Raw genomic sequence first — 16,556 nt, forward strand, 5'->3', positions numbered from 1 at the left:
CCCGAACCGCCGGTGAAGCCCCGGGCGCCCGAAAAGGATGCCAAGTCGCATCATCGGGTGATCTCGGCGGACGCCGATCGCGGGAGGCAAGGACCTTGCTGGGCCTCGGAACGACTTTCGATCCGTTTGTAGGTTGCGTTTCTCCATCACTTCTTTCCCAGTGTGGACAATCGGCAGGCTAGTTGAAAAAATGATGCGTCGATGCAACATTAGCCCCAAGTTGTTGATACTTCCGTAAGTCGTTCTTATAGAAGAACTTAGAGCCGATCACTAGATCAGTTGATGGTGCGATTCTGCATCATGGGCAAACTGTCCGAATTGCAACAATTACCCTAAGTCCTTGATTTGCAACGACTTACTACTTAATATCGATCTCAGAGCTGCGAATGGTACCATGCATGCTCTATGGAATACTCATCACCAGCAGCGACCATCAGTTCACTTTCGGAAGGTTTCCCATATGAGTTCAGCATCCGCTCAAACTGTCGACAACAACCAAAACGACGTTCCTACCGATTTGCTGGAACTGACCGCTGCCATCGAAGCGTTGCCGATTGAGCACCGAATTGCCTTGCTCCCATCGCTACGCCGCGTCACCGACAGTAGCGTCCGCCGTCGTAAGATCCTGACACTTGTTCAAGAGGCACTCGGACAACTGCGTCTCGATATGAAATACCTGGTGTTCGATCTAGAAGCCACCCGACGCGAGCGAGATGAATTCCTTGGCAAGCTGAACGAGCTGGGCGACGGCTCCAACTAGTGCCCCCCCTTGAGCGGCATGTCGAACTAGTAGACCGCCGCGCGAGCAAGGAAAAGGGAGTTGCCACTAGCGGGCAATTTAGAGTTCTACCTTCAAGTTAAAACGAAAAACTCGCTTAATTCCACAAGCCTTGCGATTTGTGGTTTAGAGCGAAAGACAGCGTTGGGAAATAAGAAGTGTCCCACACCGCTCCCGGACACCACCCAATCCATCCATAACAATACACTTGTAACATTGCCTTAAGATGAGGCAACGCGAAGTCCAGAAGCTAGCGGGCTGGTTTCTTGCAACAACCGCTGCGAATTGCAGCCGAAGAATTGCCAAGAGCCTACCCAACCGTTAGCCTAATGGCACACAGTCCGCTTGACGCGCCTCGCCACGGCGCCCAAGCAGTTCCTCGGATTGAGGGACTTGTGATTGTGATCTCTCCCCAAAAGGGCCACGCCAGTGCACTTTGCATTGCGTGGCCCTTTTTTTGTTGCTCCCGAACAGTAGACCTCGCAATCCGACCCGATCGCCGGGCACCCCTCCCAAACACCTTATTATCGGTGTCTAGGATTTGCGTTTGCTGTCACTCTTGCTTAGTATCACATAAGCGGCCGAAGTGCAGCCAACAAACCAGAATGGGGGCTCTCCAACCACTCCCCGACGTCGCACCGCCCGTCCGAAACAGCAATCCTTCATTCCCAAGTCCACTAGCCGACCTCAGAACTAATGGCAGAACTCACTCCCGCACTCTTGTCGCAGCGGATCGCCGAAGTCGGCCTGCTGGAGCCCCATGAAATCGAGCAGGCCTGGTCGGAAGTCGGTCGTCTCGACGCCGGTTGCGATGATCTCATACGGGTGCTGCTTCGCAAGGAACTTTTGACCAACCTTCAAGTAGACCGCCTTTTAAAGGGAGAGCGGACCGGATTTTTCTATGGAAAATGGAAGATCCTCTACTTGATTGGAGCTGGTACATTTGCGCGTGTCTATCGCTCCGTCCACACCGAAACGGGACGCGTGGCAGCCGTGAAAGTTCTCCGCCGGCGACATCGCAACGATCCAGCCCAGGTCGAACAATTCATGCGCGAGGCCAAAGTGGGGCTAACGCTGCACCACCCCAATATCGTCTCCATTACGGAAGTCGATCCCGACCCACGCAATCCGTACATGGTGATGGAGTTCGTGGAGGGGCAGACCTTGCGTGAGCTGTTGCAGATCCGCAAAAAACTCGACCCCACCACCTGCCTCAAGCTGGCCGCAGATATCGCCAATGGGCTGCGAGCCGCTGGGGAAATGGGCATTACCCACCGCGACATGAAGCTGAGTAATGCGTTGGTAACCTCTCAAGGTCGCGCCAAATTGGTGGACTTTGGTCTGGCCGCTTTGGCGGACACCAGCAACGAAGCCGCCCTGGCCGATTGTCCCAGCGCGCGCGCTATTGACTACGCCGCCCTGGAACGGGGAACAGGCGTGAGGAAGGATGACCCACGCAGTGACATCTACTTCCTCGGCTCCATGATGTACCACTGCTTGAGTGGTCGTTCGCCTCTGACAGAGACTAAAGATCGCTTGGCACGTTTGAATGTAAGCCGATTTCGGGAAGTCCCCCACATCACGAAAGTCGCACCAGACATTCCCTTGAATGTAGCCGCGATTGTGCACAAGGCGATGGAAGTCGATCCCAACAAACGCTATCAAAAGCCGCAAGAGATTTACGACGACATTCAAGCGACGTTGGCGCGACTGGAAGCGGGGGACACCATGACCACCGCACGGATGATCTCCGACGCCCGTGTCGGGAATGTTCCCGAGGCGTCGACCGAAGGGGCCAACAAGACTGTCATGCTGATCGAGAGCAAGCTTGAATTCCAAGATCTGATTCGCGAGAAGCTCAAGAAGCGTGGCTATCGGGTCCTCGTCTTCAGCGATCCGGTTCGGGCTCTAGCTCGGTTTGATCCGGACGAGGAGCAACCAGCCGACTGCGTTTTGTTTAGCGCCCCGGAACTGGGGGCTACCGCGCTGAATGCGTTCAATAAATTCGGGACCGACCACCACACTGCCCACATTCCGGCCATTTTGCTGGTCGACCGCAAGCAGCAGTTTATCATTCGCAATGCTCAAGTAGGCCCAGTCCGCATGATGCTGGCCATGCCGCTGAAAGTCCGAGAGCTGCGGACGGCCTTGCTCCGCATGCTGAAAAAGGCGGAGTACCCCTCCAGCCCACCGGCGGAAGCCTAGTCGGTTTGAATCGCCACCGCGGCAATCCAGGTGTGCGATTGGGCTCCCAGTTTGAACCGCATTTCCCCTAGAATCCGTGCCAACAATCCAAGTTATTTGGTGTTTGCAGCACAGAATCTCGGTGAACCCTTTTCGAATTTGGCGGTCTCTGATAAAGTACTCACTCTCGCGAGCGGCACAGACGCACCCCACCATTGGTGAATGCTTCATCACGCTCGCAAGCAGAGAAAGACTCCTGAGGGCGTAGCTCAGTTGGTAGAGCATCGGACTTTTAATCCGTGGGTCCTGGGTTCAAGTCCCAGCGCCCTCACTCCTTTCCAGGGAGTGATTACCCAGGAAAAGGGAATGCACGGCACTGCTGTGCATTAGTGGTGCAGGGCATGCAAATGCCTCGCACAGTACGGTGAAAACCGTGCATTATAGTGAAGCTTCTCATCACCTCGGTTTTCTCATAAAAATCGATGGGGAATTTCACTTTTAATAATGCGCGGTGCTCCGTGCATTACGGTGGAACTCCTCATCCCTCGGTGTGTTGATAAAACCTGGTGGGGAGTTCCACTTTTTCATGCGCTCAAGGTTGCGTTCATCGCACAGGTCATAGCCGTCGCAGCTTCGAGCGTATTGCTTTGAATGCCAATTACCACTCAAGTTGGCTCGCTGCCGGTGACCGGTACACAGCGGGGAATGCCGCAGCAGAAAACGTGGTCTTCTGAAACACACCTGCCTCCATAGTCGTCGCCCGAATCCTGCGGGCATCGAGGCTCAGAACTGGAAGCCGCAAAGCTGGATGGAGAGTGAGTGGGCGTACATTCTGGTGCTTCAACGTGTTCCGTATACTCAACTTCGTATTCAAGTTGAGAATAGAGCGGGAGCATCTCATGCTACGCTGGCGAGTTCGTAATCGTCTGTTGGAACTACCTTGGTGGGCGAATTCATGGCGGGCTTGCATCGTGAATCCAGAGTCTAGTTCCGAGCTCACTGACGAAAAAGCAACAAAACGCTTGGCGAAAATCTTTTTCAGTTCGCTTGACAAGCTATCCGCGTTCGGACTATCTTGGGCCTCATCAACACATCGAGGTCTCTGCGTGCTACCCAGGACGATTAATCTCCGGCCTAATTCATAGCATCCAACGGGCTTCGGTACCACAACCACCAAGCACCCTCTGCTAGATAGCCTGTTATCCCAAGCGTCGTGAATTGCTGCGCACTCACCTGCGCCAATTCGGCTGGATATGGCTGTGAAAGGCATCGCAATGCCCAAGGCCCCCTCACGTAGACGCGCAAAGCGTCCGCCTCAAACCAAATCCTATCTTCTAAGAATGAGCCAGCCGCAATGGGCTGGGCTGCTCGAAAAGCTTGACGATCTGCCTGAGCAGGTCAGCATGAATCACTTCATCCTCGAAACGCTGGGCGTTGCAGAACCAACGGATCGATTCTTTGCCACCGACGCGCAGCAATCGCGGCGACACCAGGCCCTTACGCAGCCGAGGGCCAAGTAATGAGCAAGATCATTCGATTCGTAGAAACGGCCTTAGACGATCCTGGAATGGGCCGCGTGATGCAGCTGCAGGAAGTGTGGGATCGCGTGCCAGCTTCCCAGCAATCCAACATAGTTCGCCAAGCGAATGAATTTGCATCTCGATCGCTGCGAGGCGTGGATCGATTGGTTCCCGTCCCCTGGTGCCAGTTTGAGAGCAGCTTAACGCGCTGGGTGAAAATCGTGCCACTCTTCGCCATGTGCTCCAATGCAGATCAAGCAGAGATCGTCGACTACGCCTACTGCGTTGCCGGTGTTGAACATCCAGAAACGATTTTCAGCGACTACGTCTACAACGTGGGAGGCAAATAGCCATGGGAACAACGCAACTTGCGAATTGCACAGGTTACGCTACCGACAAAGGCGGGCTGGGCAAAGCCATGGTAATGGCAATTAGGATTTTTCAAACTATGCAGGCGGCTTGCCTGCGATTACTCAGAATTAGTACACCTGCAGGTACAGCAAACAACGCAAACGGGAATCGGCACCCAATGTTTGTGAGCGATTCACGGGACGTGAATCGATCGACGGACAACATCACTGCCAATACGCGAAGGACGAAAACGGAGTCGCGCGTTGAGGCCAACCACATGAGCCGCCCCAATGACTTCTCCCGCGAAGATAATCGACCGACCGTTCTTGCGTTTGTACGATCCCGAAACGCTGTCCTCTCCTCAATCTGCGTGGACGCTTCAAAAGGCGTTCGACGATTTACGCTGGCCAGATTGCCAGAAGCTCAAGAGCGCATCCGATGGCCGTCGGTGGATGCGATTTTGGCAGGAATTCGAGGCCGAATTATGCGCAGCGCAACGGATAGTTCATCCGTTGTCCTGCGCGGATATCGGATCGAGGGAGCTGAAGGCCTTCCAATTGTGGATGCAGGAGGCAGGACGCTTCCCGCCGCCCAAGGGCGCGTCGAGCATCAACAAGGCGATCCGCGAAATCATTCTCGTGCTATCGCTTGCCTCGCAGGAAGGAATCGAAGTGCAGACCGTCAAGCAACCGAAGCAGCTGCGGACACAAGCCCGGCCACGATTCTATTTCGACGACTCAGCAGTCGAGCGATTATGGGATGCGGCATCCCACGTCGCTTGGCCGCCGGCGCGAGTCACCTCCCCACGTGCAGGGACAACGTATCGAGGGTCGGGTGTCGCGCCGGTAGTATTTTGGCGTTCGCTCCTGGTGTTGCTACGCAACTACGGAATGCGAGTGCAAGACTTGGTGGCCTACGCTCGGCACAAGAGCCCGCTGAAGTGGAAGGACATCACTTTCGATCCCCAGTCACCGAATCCGGAATCACTGGAGTCGTGGCCATTGGGTTGGCTTTACTATCGGGCAAGCAAGACCGAAGAGTCCTCTGGCCGCGAGTACTATTTGCCGATGACCCCAAGTGCGAGGGCAGCCATCGATCGGATGCGAGCCGGTGCCTTTGCAGCGAATGGCGGCACAGTGCCACCGGATGCGTTAGTGTTCAACTGCCCTCGGTCGCACGGTCTAACTCGGCAATTCAAGGACTTGCAATCACAGGGCAAAGTAGCCACGCGAGCTGGAGTTCCGTACGTCATGGAAGACTTCCGCAAGACCGTCGCAACATACTCCAGCTTGATTCACGACGATCTACCCCATGCGCTTTGCGGGTGGGGTGGTGGCGGGATCAAGCACAAGCACTACCAGCAGCCCGAGCCGCTGCTGGTCCGCAAGTTGTCCCTATGCCCGCTGCCCGAATGTTTCGGCGAGTGGGTGGATCCAAACCACGTTGCGTCAGTAGACGCGTTTCTGCGGTCAATCTAACCGCCGTCGCTGTGACAGACGCTTGGCATCGCAAGCTCTCACAGCTGACCAACACCACCTAGCACTCTCTTTCCAAGAGTTTGTCCAACTCCCAGCCGGGGGCAGGCTGCGCATTGAGTGAACGGCATTGGGATGGCTATGCCGTGGCGGGTTCGAGTCCCGCAGCAGCCTTTGTTCAATAGTTTTTCAGTAGTTTTCCCACAACCACAAGCGAAGGAATGCGGCATGTTAGTGCTCAAACGAAAACCGGGCGAATCGGTCGAGATCGAAGGGGGCGTGCGGGTGATCATCAACCGGATCTCCGGTGGCAATGTCTCGATCGGTATTGAGGCCCCAGCAGATGTCAAGATTCTGCGTACTGAGCTGGGCAAGTTTGCGGAGGCCTTAGCCACCCCGGAACCACCGACGCCAAGGCGTGACTATGTCACGTGTTTCGAACCGATGCGACGAGCGGCCTAGTGCCATGGCGTTGATCGAGGTCGAAGTAGCTTGTTACTCGCTCTTAGCTGGTGAAGATCCGGTCGAGTGCGAACGCTGCAGAAAACCGGCGAAGCATCTGTTTTGCTTGGACCGTCCGCATCCACAAATACGTTGGATGCGGGCGGCGCTCTGCGATGAGCACCGAAAAGAGTTCGAGGAATCGAGTAGCGAGATTCGCTTTAGTTGATCGAGGCGATCACACAACGCAGGGAAGGGGCTGGAATGGAAATCTACGTGGATGGTTCGAATCTGATTCACAAGCTGTGGCATGTGTGCGAGAACGTCACCCAAGTCGTCAACGGAATGCAACGGCAGCTGAGCGCGATCGAAAGGGAGTACAAGCCCGACTTCCTCCGCGTGGCACTCGACGCACCTGGCGGTACCTGGCGGCATGAGCTAGTGCCCACCTACAAAGCCCAGCGAGGCAAGAAACCCGAGGGGCTGCAGACTCTGCTGAACTCAGCCGAGCAGCTGCTGGGGCATTGGTGCACCGCCAGCGTTGCTGGTCATGAGGCGGACGACATTATCGCGACCTGGTGCCACCGGGCAAACCTCAGCGGTACCCAAGCGGTGATCGTGTCCGCCGACAAGGATCTCTACCAGCTGCTGCGCAAAGACTTGCACGTAATCCTGCGGAGTTTCCGCACCAACGTCGGTAAGGTGACGCAAGAGGATTGGTTCAACCACGACGCGTTCGCAACACGCTGGGCCATGCTGCCCGTGCAGTGGCCGCAGTACCGAGCCTTGGTCGGTGACAAATCGGACAACATGCCTGGAGTCAACTCGATCGGCGAACGGTACGCCATGACGTTGATGGGCCGCTATTTGACGATCGAGGATTGCGTGACTGCGATCCGTCGCTTCGAAACGACTGGAATGCCGCAGAAGCAAGAGCGAGCCCTGCTGGCTGCGTGGGACTCCGGAGAGGTCCAACGCAATATTCGGATCCACACGCTAGTGAAAAACGTTCCACTTCCCACCCCGGAAATCGCTACTACCTAGAAGGATTGCCATGGTACGCAAATATGTTCGCACTGCCCCATCCCCGACGGAAAACGCCCAAGCCCTTCGAATGGCCGACACGCCCAAGCGGTACCGATCGCGAGCGGCGAGCCTGCAACGGCATTGCCCGTTCCCGAGCGATTACAACCGCACGGATGAACGCAGCTACGAACGCTATAGGCACCTCGCACTAGATGCGTTGATGAAGTGGCATGGGGACAGTTTCGCCCACTGCAATGCCGTGGTGGATGAATGCATCGCCGCCCACGAACGCCTGATTGGAATGGGCAACCAATGCACGCCGAGCAGCTAGACACGCCCCTACCAAGCGATGCTGAGCAGTGCAGGAGGCTGTGGGCTCGGATTGAAGCCGACGGTCACTTTCGCGTGATCGGCATTCAGCAACACACCGAATACTATCGCTGGGTTGTGCAGATCGCGGTGCCCTGGTGCAGATTTGCCCGCGCCGTGGCAAGCCCAGAACAATACGTGGAGTTCGTTCAAAAGCTCCAGGATCACCTGGCAACATCTGTCGCCGCCACCAAGATCGTTGTTAATCCAGTGGATGCAGTAGCCGCGGTGGTTGCAGCTCCAAGCGAAGCCTCATCTGGCTGTAACCTAGAAACCCGGCAGCTATCCCTATTTGACTGAACGAGCGATGGAACAGGAAGAGATGGACCTTTGGCAGCGGTACGCTGTTGCGCGACGTGGCCGCTCGCCCAAGAAACGCGGCGAGTCGCTCGAGTTGCGGAATCAACTGGTTGAGCGGTACCAACATCTGGCCGAGGCTGCAGCTCGACGTGCCGCCCGCCGGATTCCGCTCGGTGTTGAATACGAAGAGCTATTGTCGCACGCCTACCTGGGCTTGATCGATGCGGTCGCGAGGTTCGATCCCGATCGAGGAATCGGCCCCAATACTTACATGCCTACGCGGATCCATTTCTCGATCACCGATTCGCTGCGCAAGTTGGACACGGTAAGTCGTACGGTCCGTGCGAAGCTCAAGAAGCGTAGGGCATTGGCGGAACAATTGGGGCATGAGCCCACGGACGACGAGGTGCAAGAACACCTGGGCTTTGTGATCCCTGCGGTACAGACCAAGTCTCTGGAGGCTGAATCGGATGCCAGCTCGAAGGGCTGGGGCAGGGGGGACACCCTGCGCGACCATATTGCCGATCGACATTCACCGCAGCAATTGAGCGACTGCAGCGAACTGCTCCGTGGACTCGACAAACGCGAGCGGTTGGTCGTGATGCTGTATTTCATGCATGGCTACCGCATGAAGGAAGTCGCCGAAACCATTGGTTTGAGCGAATCGCGCGTCAGTCAGATGATGACGGCACTGCGACCGAGATTGAAAGAAAACGCTGCGCGAGCGGCATAGATTGAAACTCAACGGCATGGAAGACAATGACACGAAACGAGAGAGGTAGGCAGGAACGCCCGCTAATCGATCTGGCCGAAGGTCGCGATCAAGACCTCCGGAGCGATCTGTACCTAGCATTCAAGCGGTGTGCAGGCTGGCGAAAGCCCAATAGTACCAATCTGCATGTGCGGGAGCTGCTGTTCTGGATCATGGCCTTGGACAGGGCCGGGCATGGGGTGCAGAAGAGCTACGACGAGATCGCCGATCGCCTGGAGCTGGCCAGCGGACGCTCGGCACGTCGCGTGATTGATCGAGCAGCCAAAGAGTTTCGATTGCTAGTGGTCACCGAATCACGGTATGAGCGAGGAGGACAGAACCCAAACCGATATTCGATCAACTGGGCTCGCGTACGAGACCTTCGCGATGGTGTTGAGGATGGAAATCCATGGGCCGAGCAACGGGCCGCTCAACAGCATCGCGAAGTTCCCGCCCCCCAAGAACCGGGTGACCGCTGCGGTCACCCGGCTGACCGCAGCGGACATGCGGGTGACCCCAGCGGTCACCCCTATAAGGAACATTCCAGAACTATTACCAGAAGTATTAATAAACACCCACACTCTCCCCTAGCGCCAACATCAACGGACGACTCCACGAGCGTTCGTCGGCCTCCACTCACGGAGGGGGAGGTGGTGAGTGTTTTTTTGAACCTTGGAGTTTTGAGGGCAGCGACACTCGTTGCCCAAGCTCTGGGGCGGGGCTGCGACACTCGCAGCCTGATGGCCATCGCCCGTTGGTACGATCGCTCACAGCGTCGGCACCCAACGCGATGGCGAAAGCCGTCTAGCGTGCTCATGATCCGGCTCACAGCCGCATGGCCCACGGTACCGGCGTGGAAATGCTGGACACCTGGCGAGCCGCTTCGTCGACACTCGGCGATCGATCGCGAAGATTTCCAGCAGCGAAAAGTGCGTGCCAGGCAGGACGCGTTGTCCGGCCCGTCAATGTCCGAATTGCTTGCCATTGGCAGACGAAAACAGAAGGAGAATCCCAACGAATGACAGCGGTACAAGAAACGGCCGTCGCCGATGCTGGCAAGTGTTTTTGGCGACTGCAGGCGGCGGTTATGGTGCGAGAATCTGCGGAATGGCTGACGACGGCCGAGCTGCTCAAGCTGGCGGAATCGTGCGAGGCAACGGCCCATGAAGAACGCATGCACGATTGGAACCGGCAATTTGCAATCCCCATGATTCGTGAGCTAGGGAACCAGCTGGCCAGAGCACGGCGCGATGAAATGCATGGCGCCCACTCTCGCATTGTCACAGTCGCGAGAGCACTTCGCAAGCTGCAACGCAAAACGCGTGGCAAAAGGGTACCCAACTTTCGCACGCAAATCGCAGCCCTCGAACGAGAGCTCGACGAGCTGCTCGACAACTGTGGGCAAGCTACGATGTTCGACGATTCGATCTAGGGCACGTGCCCTAGGAGTTCGTTGACGGCGATGACCAATGCACGAAGGATGACACCCAGAGTTGAGTTCAGTCTTTCCAGTCCGTGAAAGGTTTCACAGGAACTGGGATATTCACCGATCCGGAGGAGTGACCACAAATCCAAAACATGCAACTTCAGCTGAGTCACGTGCACAAGAAGGTTATTCCCACTTAAAATGGATTATCCTCTTCAAAAATCTCTTCCTTGTCGACAGTTACGAAGTTATTCTTCCATTGGTCGTCCGACATCGGTCGCAACAAATTGTCTGAATCAAAAATGCTCTCATCCACTTTGATAGTCGTCTTTGTGCCCGACCTTGTTTTTGTGAACTCTAATTCATTCATAAAATCTACTTCGAAACCAAACGTCGTCATTAACGTCGTAAGTTCCTTCTTGTTGTAAAACTGAATTCGAATTCCAATATTTGCAGCATCTGCGAGCTGAGCAAAAACTGGATGTCCGTGTACTAGTATTGATTTGATCGTTTCGTCCCGTTCCTTGGTAGTGTATTTAATCAATGCCGCCAAGGTATCCGCAGCAGATTTTAGATTGCTCGTAATTTTGTAATCCTCTTTCTTGGATTCTTCCTGCAAAAACCTTTGAAATAGGCCTGCCCATTGCTCGCGTAGGTATTGGACAATTTGAGTTACAGAATCGAACTCAGAAATTATGTTATTCGTAGACAGCCCGTAAACTTCCTCGATAAACCTATAAACTCGGACGTCGTCGACGTATTGCGGCGTGAATTCAAAGTGGTCTTTATTCGCGATCCAAGTGCGATATTCGACGTGAACCGGTCGCTCGACGAATACGTAAATTTGCTTGTTCAGTTCATGTGCCGTCTTCAATTCCAATTGCGAAATTGAATATTTGGCGTCACTTGAAGATTCCGAGCCAAATCTCCCGCCAACGATGTTTACTAGAATGTCGCAAGTGCTTATCTCGCGATAACAATATTGCTCAAGTGACTCACCGCGCCCATAAGCAATCTGGCCTCGCTCATTAAGCACACTCTCGTAGCCCAAATCTCGAATTGCCCGCTCAATATCTGATCGAACGTACCGTAGATCGTAAAAAGTACTGCTTACAAATACTCGTGGTTTGGCCAAAATACGCCTTTGCGAAAATAAAGTCGGTCACACCCCTGGCGCCGACGAGGAATTGTTAGCAAGTTGGACTGGCTCGGTGACTTGGGTTCAGTCATTCCAGTTCGTGCAAGAGTTTATAGCGAACGTCTGAAATCTCGCGGTTACAGCCGAATACCTTAACACCAGGAATTCGCACTTCGCAAAGCACGTTCGTGAATTTTTCCTTCAGCTCTTTGCCCTTAATCAAACGAATGAAGGATTTGATTTGTTTGGAAGCTCCTACAATTAATGATCTGAAACCAAGAATTTGTTTGGCATTTCCCAGCGTCTTATCAGTCGTATGACGCACTGGCCAGTTTAGTTTAAGTCAAGACCGCTGTCTGTTACCGGGTGACAGCCAATATTGATTGTTTGCCTAAAACACCGTCATTCGCCGCCCGGGTTGAGCATTTTGTTATTTGACTTTCGGTTACTCCGAGTACGCGCTACCGGCAATAAAACAACTGCTTTTTTCCTTTGCCCACTTGCACCAGTAGGCAACACGTTGTTTCAAAAAGGCACGACGATCAGGCGTAATATCATCATTTGAGTCGATGGCAGCTTCTAGGCCGTCAAGTACGAGCAAATCGTGGGCGCCGTGTGGTGATGTTGTGAATGTCTCCGGGACATATTTCACAGTGAATCGACCACCGCCAGCTGGGGTGACCGTTACGGCGCAATCGAGCCATCTATCGGGTGACAAGCGATCAAACGAAATCAATTCTTCATTTCGCCCATTCGCTAATTTGCCTCGAAGTTTCGACAGCTTGGGTTTCGATTCAAATTCAGAACGACGTCCAAACACGAGAATGAAATGCAAATCGAAATCAAGTGAAAACAACTGTTTAGGAGTGATTCCGTAGTGGTCGTAGAATAATTGTTGGTTCGCTGGCCAGTCAAACCAGATGCGCCATTGAGCAAATTGGTTATAAGCCTGTGTGAATTCGGCGGTGGGTACCGGTGCGGAAGTGAAGAGGGTTTTCGAAGGCCTTTCGATTTCGACCATCGCAGCATACATGGAACCGCTGTGCCTGGAAATCCAAAGAAAGTCGGGGATGCGGGCTTCAAATCCAGGTAGTTTGGGCTGAGTGATCAGTACATTGCAAAACGGAGGATGGCCAGACTTTGTTCCGGGGGTCCACGCACCGGGCACAAGAGACGGGTGACGTTCGAGGAAATCTTGAACTGCCGATTCACTGGGTTTGGAATCGAGTAACGCGTGGAATTGAGTCACAATACGATCGGCGTACTGATTGAACGGTGTGACCTCCGGGCCACGTTCTTGCTTATATGTTTCTTCGAGCAACGGCGAATCCTATTGTCACGTAAACGTCGGCCATCCCCCGGATGCCGAGCTCATCTATTTGGTAAGTTCAACATGCTCGGCAACACGGGGGCATGCACTTATCAACTACGTTTCATAGAGTTGATTGTATCAAACAACTTCAGCAACAATTCGTTTGAGGTCGCGGCCGGTGAAGCTCGCCCTCAAGTCACATTTGGAACAATGAAACGGAAGCTCAAGGCTAAGCAAAACCATAGAGATTTTGCAACTCGGGCAGTATGCCTCGTCTTGAATGTTGCCGTCCGGGAGGCGTCTGAAAAGGACGCCTCGATTCTCCAGCATTCTTGGGGATGCGATTTAAGTTGTTTGCGAAGGTCGTTGTGTTCAGTTACCAGACGATGATTATCGCGTTCAAGCCTATCGTATCCCTTGGGGAGATATTCGCGTTGTTTGCGAATAAGGACGAGCCTCCTCTTTTACGATCGACGCTCTATCGTGCTCGCGAAGCAGAGTGTTAATGTTCTCAAGTAGTCCCATTTTCCTAAGTTCTCTACGTGTCAGCCCCCCGACTAGCCTTGTGGCACCTGGCCAATTCGGCCATTATTACCCGACTCGGCATACATGTCCAACCCCCCCCCCTGCCAAAGGTCGCATGAAATACTACAAAAGTTGACAACGATTTAGATGCCCAATTCCTGCTATTCCGCCATGCGTCTTCCGGCGGCGCGGACGAGGAACAGGGTAACCGTGTGCCTGAGATGCGTTTTCCCGGCTATGGTGAGCTCGGTAAGATCGAGTTGATATTCCCCCGGTCGCAGGTGTGCAATCGCGATGGCGTCGATGTGGAGCGTTGCAAGGGAATCGCTAGTCCGGACCAACGTGGCAGCCGCCGGATCCGGAGAGACCACCCCGGCAACGCGCGACAGCCCCGCCACCGAATCGAGCTCCACGCAGGGTGCCGGACTGTTGACGCAACGCCTCAGAGTGCACACCAACGTCGACGTTTCCACGGTGGCTGCCGGGATCTCCAAGTCGACATCCTTAGCGAGGACCTGTTCGAGTGGATCGCCCGTCGAGCGATTGTTGATCAAGATGGTAGTTTCACCCGCATCTCCATAGTACTCCCCGTACGAGACTTCTGACATCTTACTCCTCCACCGTGGTCATAGATTCTTCGACGTACTGCGCTCGCTGGTTAGTCTTGCGCACGGGCCCACCGGCAGCAACGGGACTCGCACTACGCTGCACCTTGCCGATTTCAGTAGCCGCAGTAGCCGCATTGATGCCTGTTGCACTTGCATTCACAGCGTTGACCGTTGCATCCGGTTGCGTGAGGATAGTTGAAGCTGCCGCCCGCCCCAGTCGACTCGTGCCCGATGCGGTGGTGTGCACCTCGTCTTGGTCGTACGCGGCTAGCAAGTCATCAAGCTCACCAGTTGACTCCCGAATCTGCCCTAGGATGTCGTGACACTTATTGAGCAATACACCGTTGTCTCTACACCAGGTCGCGAGATAGCTGTTCCACGTTCGAATCGTCAGAGATTGCGCATCGGTTCCCGCAGTCCATGGAAGTATCTCGTCGATAGCGAGCACAGTCGTCAGCGGAACAGTCGCACGGATTGTATTTAGGTTAGCTTCGACCGCTGCCCATGTTCTACCGGTCACAACGTCATTCACGCCGCAGTGGATCAAGATATATTCAGGGTTCGCCGCAACCGCCGAAACAATGCCAGTTGACGCTACCCAGGCGAATGTCTGCGAGCCAAGAGCGTGGTTTTCGTAGCTCACATTGCCCATGTATTTAGCAACCCAATATCCAAGCTCACTCGACAGCTCGCCACCAAGGGTTTCACTCGTATGGTAACGCCCGTGGTACTTCGTGTTGCCTCCATGACCTTCCGCAATAGAGTCACCGGTGACCACCAGGACCGGTGGATCAGATAGCAGCTGGATATTCAACTCTGTTAGTGGAATGGTTGACGACAAGCTCGCTTCGGAAGTGATGTCGCCCTCCGCCCATTTGACGGAACCAACTGCAGATAGTGTGCGGCATGAGATTGCATCGGCACCCACCGTTGCTGGGACCCAAATCCCAATTTTATCGCCAGTTCGTACTGCCAATGGGCGATCTAGTGCGAATTCCAAGACATCACTCAAGGATGCGTTCGTGTAAGAACCGTGCAGGAAGTATCTGGGTGACGCGTAGATGCGTGTTCCGCCACGAAAAATCAATAGCTTAAACTCGCCAGTGGTGATCCCAGATCGTCGTGTTGTCAGAAAGCGAGTGACTTCACCGGTAAATCGAACACCAATGAGTGAATTACCGGTTTGTAGAAAAGTCCTACCTGCACCAGCCCCGCCGCTCAATCCAGCGTTCCCCTGCCATGGCAAGTTTGGGCCGCCTGCTACGTGCGATTGCTGCAAGTCGGGTGTCGCAATACTCTCGCTCGCATACGCCGGAGTCACTTCGCCAGTCGTCCACAGGATGGTTGCAGCTTGATTTGGACGGCCCGCTGTTACCTGGTAAACACCGTCGGCAATCTCGACTACACCGACGGTCTTAGCTGGGATGATCACGGCACCATCACCGTCCAAGAAGGAATACGCGACGGTCGTCAAATCTTTCTTATCAATCCCAAAGTTCACGTTGTATGTTGGCATTCTTCCACCTGTTTGCTGAATGTCTATTCTTCTGTCGTGCAAGTCGTCTCAAACAATCAACTAGGTTTGATAGGTCAAGTACGCGGGATATCTTCGACCAACCACTGATGGAGAGCCAGGGAATGGATCTTCTAACGCACCGGATGAGTACGCACTTGCCTTGAACTTGGTAGTACCGTTAACCGCTGTGTCATAACCAACATTTCTGTTAGTGAAAAAGTTCCATCCAACCCAATAGCTTTGTCCTGCGACAATTGAGCCTGAAGCGGAAAGTGTCAGCCAGTCATTCGCAAGTGGTGCGCCTGCTTCAGATACTGCGACCAACTCACCGATTGTCCCTGCACTGTCCAGCCATACGCCGAGTGTTGCTTCACCCGTTGCCTGGCTTGTGTACAGCGAGATGCTTTGTATTTCCCCAGAGAACTCTGCCAGATACGCCCCAGACGCCCACACGTAATTTGAAGATAAGGATGTTGCGACTTGATCGCCGGGTGTAGTCTTTCCAAGCTGAATTGTCTGGGAATCGACACCTCCAACAACTGCCAGCAGCGACGGTTTAAGGTCGCCGGCAAGCAGCAGCCCTGGACGTAGGGATCCGTCGGGGCGTATCAGCGATGGCTTGACCTCGCTTGCACTGTCAGGTGTGCCGCCGGTGTAGTCTGGCGTAACGAGTGACGGTTTGAGGTTGCCCGAACCGTCGGTCAGACCGGGTTTGAGACGATTCGGATCTAGGTCGCTGTAGTCGGGCATCTGAACAAACTTCAGGTGTTTGTGGGTATCTTGCGTATTTACTAACGAGTGCTGTATACCAGAGTAGGGCGAGGGTGCGACAGATT

17 protein-coding genes and 2 tRNA genes are annotated in these 16,556 nt (G+C 54.3%); 14 read left to right on the top strand and 5 right to left on the bottom strand.

Translation table 11 applies throughout. The features are described from left to right. The first annotated feature begins 460 nt into the window (after nucleotides 1-460). The 14 genes from Q31a_RS23945 to Q31a_RS24005 all read left to right on the top strand — a co-directional run bounded on the left by Q31a_RS23945 (nucleotide 461) and on the right by Q31a_RS24005 (nucleotide 10,627). Complete coding sequence (locus tag Q31a_RS23945) at nucleotides 461-760, top strand: transcriptional regulator (protein WP_145083458.1); 300 nt, start codon at nucleotides 461-463, stop codon at nucleotides 758-760. A gap of 714 nt (nucleotides 761-1,474) precedes the next feature. Beyond that, the gene (locus Q31a_RS23950) at nucleotides 1,475-2,983 is read left to right on the top strand and encodes a serine/threonine-protein kinase (RefSeq protein ID WP_145083461.1); all 1,509 of its coding nucleotides are present in this window, start codon (nucleotides 1,475-1,477) and stop codon (nucleotides 2,981-2,983) included. 237 nt (nucleotides 2,984-3,220) lie between these two features. Next, a tRNA-Lys gene (locus Q31a_RS23955) sits at nucleotides 3,221-3,293 on the top strand. A gap of 943 nt (nucleotides 3,294-4,236) precedes the next feature. Next, nucleotides 4,237-4,482, top strand: coding sequence for a hypothetical protein (locus Q31a_RS23960; protein ID WP_145083465.1), 246 nt, complete (start codon nucleotides 4,237-4,239; stop codon nucleotides 4,480-4,482). Further along, complete coding sequence (locus Q31a_RS23965) at nucleotides 4,482-4,832, top strand: hypothetical protein (protein ID WP_145083468.1); 351 nt, start codon at nucleotides 4,482-4,484, stop codon at nucleotides 4,830-4,832. Before Q31a_RS23960 ends, Q31a_RS23965 begins: the two co-directional genes overlap by 1 nt. Before the next feature lie 291 nt (nucleotides 4,833-5,123). Further along, entirely contained in the window at nucleotides 5,124-6,311 is a 1,188-nt protein-coding gene (locus Q31a_RS23970) for a site-specific integrase (RefSeq protein WP_145083471.1), read from the top strand. A gap of 104 nt (nucleotides 6,312-6,415) precedes the next feature. Further along, a tRNA-OTHER gene (locus Q31a_RS30510) sits at nucleotides 6,416-6,482 on the top strand. A gap of 54 nt (nucleotides 6,483-6,536) precedes the next feature. Then, nucleotides 6,537-6,770: a carbon storage regulator gene (locus Q31a_RS23975; protein WP_197355606.1), complete on the top strand. Its 234-nt coding sequence runs from the start codon at nucleotides 6,537-6,539 to the stop codon at nucleotides 6,768-6,770. 243 nt (nucleotides 6,771-7,013) lie between these two features. Beyond that, nucleotides 7,014-7,793, top strand: a complete 780-nt coding sequence (locus tag Q31a_RS23980; RefSeq protein ID WP_145083477.1) for a 5'-3' exonuclease H3TH domain-containing protein — start codon at nucleotides 7,014-7,016, stop codon at nucleotides 7,791-7,793. Between the two features lie 10 nt (nucleotides 7,794-7,803). After that, the gene (locus tag Q31a_RS23985; protein ID WP_145083480.1) at nucleotides 7,804-8,106 is read left to right on the top strand and encodes a hypothetical protein; all 303 of its coding nucleotides are present in this window, start codon (nucleotides 7,804-7,806) and stop codon (nucleotides 8,104-8,106) included. Beyond that, a complete protein-coding gene (locus Q31a_RS23990) occupies nucleotides 8,088-8,444 on the top strand; it encodes a hypothetical protein (protein WP_145083483.1) in 357 nt (118 codons plus the stop codon). The genes Q31a_RS23985 and Q31a_RS23990 overlap by 19 nt, the downstream gene beginning before the upstream one ends. Before the next feature lie 7 nt (nucleotides 8,445-8,451). Then, a complete protein-coding gene (locus Q31a_RS23995) occupies nucleotides 8,452-9,177 on the top strand; it encodes a sigma-70 family RNA polymerase sigma factor (RefSeq protein WP_145083486.1) in 726 nt (241 codons plus the stop codon). Nucleotides 9,178-9,203: 26 nt separating this feature from the next. Continuing rightward, nucleotides 9,204-10,217 carry a hypothetical protein gene (locus tag Q31a_RS24000; protein WP_145083489.1) on the top strand — a complete coding sequence of 338 codons (1,014 nt, stop codon included), beginning with the start codon at nucleotides 9,204-9,206 and terminating at the stop codon, nucleotides 10,215-10,217. After that, a complete protein-coding gene (locus Q31a_RS24005; protein WP_145083492.1) occupies nucleotides 10,214-10,627 on the top strand; it encodes a hypothetical protein in 414 nt (137 codons plus the stop codon). Before Q31a_RS24000 ends, Q31a_RS24005 begins: the two co-directional genes overlap by 4 nt. A gap of 190 nt (nucleotides 10,628-10,817) precedes the next feature. On the opposite strand, the gene Q31a_RS24010 is transcribed toward Q31a_RS24005, so the two are convergent. The 5 genes from Q31a_RS24010 to Q31a_RS24035 all read right to left on the bottom strand — a co-directional run bounded on the left by Q31a_RS24010 (nucleotide 10,818) and on the right by Q31a_RS24035 (nucleotide 16,470). After that, nucleotides 10,818-11,756: a DUF4062 domain-containing protein gene (locus tag Q31a_RS24010; RefSeq protein WP_197355608.1), complete on the bottom strand. Its 939-nt coding sequence runs from the start codon at nucleotides 11,754-11,756 to the stop codon at nucleotides 10,818-10,820. Nucleotides 11,757-12,204: 448 nt separating this feature from the next. Continuing rightward, nucleotides 12,205-13,008 carry a DUF4263 domain-containing protein gene (locus tag Q31a_RS24020; RefSeq protein ID WP_261342730.1) on the bottom strand — a complete coding sequence of 268 codons (804 nt, stop codon included), beginning with the start codon at nucleotides 13,006-13,008 and terminating at the stop codon, nucleotides 12,205-12,207. Between the two features lie 749 nt (nucleotides 13,009-13,757). Beyond that, a complete protein-coding gene (locus tag Q31a_RS24025; protein ID WP_145083504.1) occupies nucleotides 13,758-14,204 on the bottom strand; it encodes a hypothetical protein in 447 nt (148 codons plus the stop codon). A gap of 1 nt (nucleotide 14,205) precedes the next feature. Continuing rightward, complete coding sequence (locus tag Q31a_RS24030) at nucleotides 14,206-15,720, bottom strand: SGNH/GDSL hydrolase family protein (protein WP_145083507.1); 1,515 nt, start codon at nucleotides 15,718-15,720, stop codon at nucleotides 14,206-14,208. Between the two features lie 60 nt (nucleotides 15,721-15,780). Beyond that, on the bottom strand, nucleotides 15,781-16,470 hold the full coding sequence (locus tag Q31a_RS24035) for a hypothetical protein (protein ID WP_145083510.1): 690 nt from the start codon (nucleotides 16,468-16,470) through the stop codon (nucleotides 15,781-15,783). Nucleotides 16,471-16,556 lie beyond the last annotated feature (86 nt).

This window comes from Aureliella helgolandensis, assembly GCF_007752135.1.
In the GTDB taxonomy this organism is placed as follows: Bacteria; Planctomycetota; Planctomycetia; order Pirellulales; family Pirellulaceae; genus Aureliella; species Aureliella helgolandensis.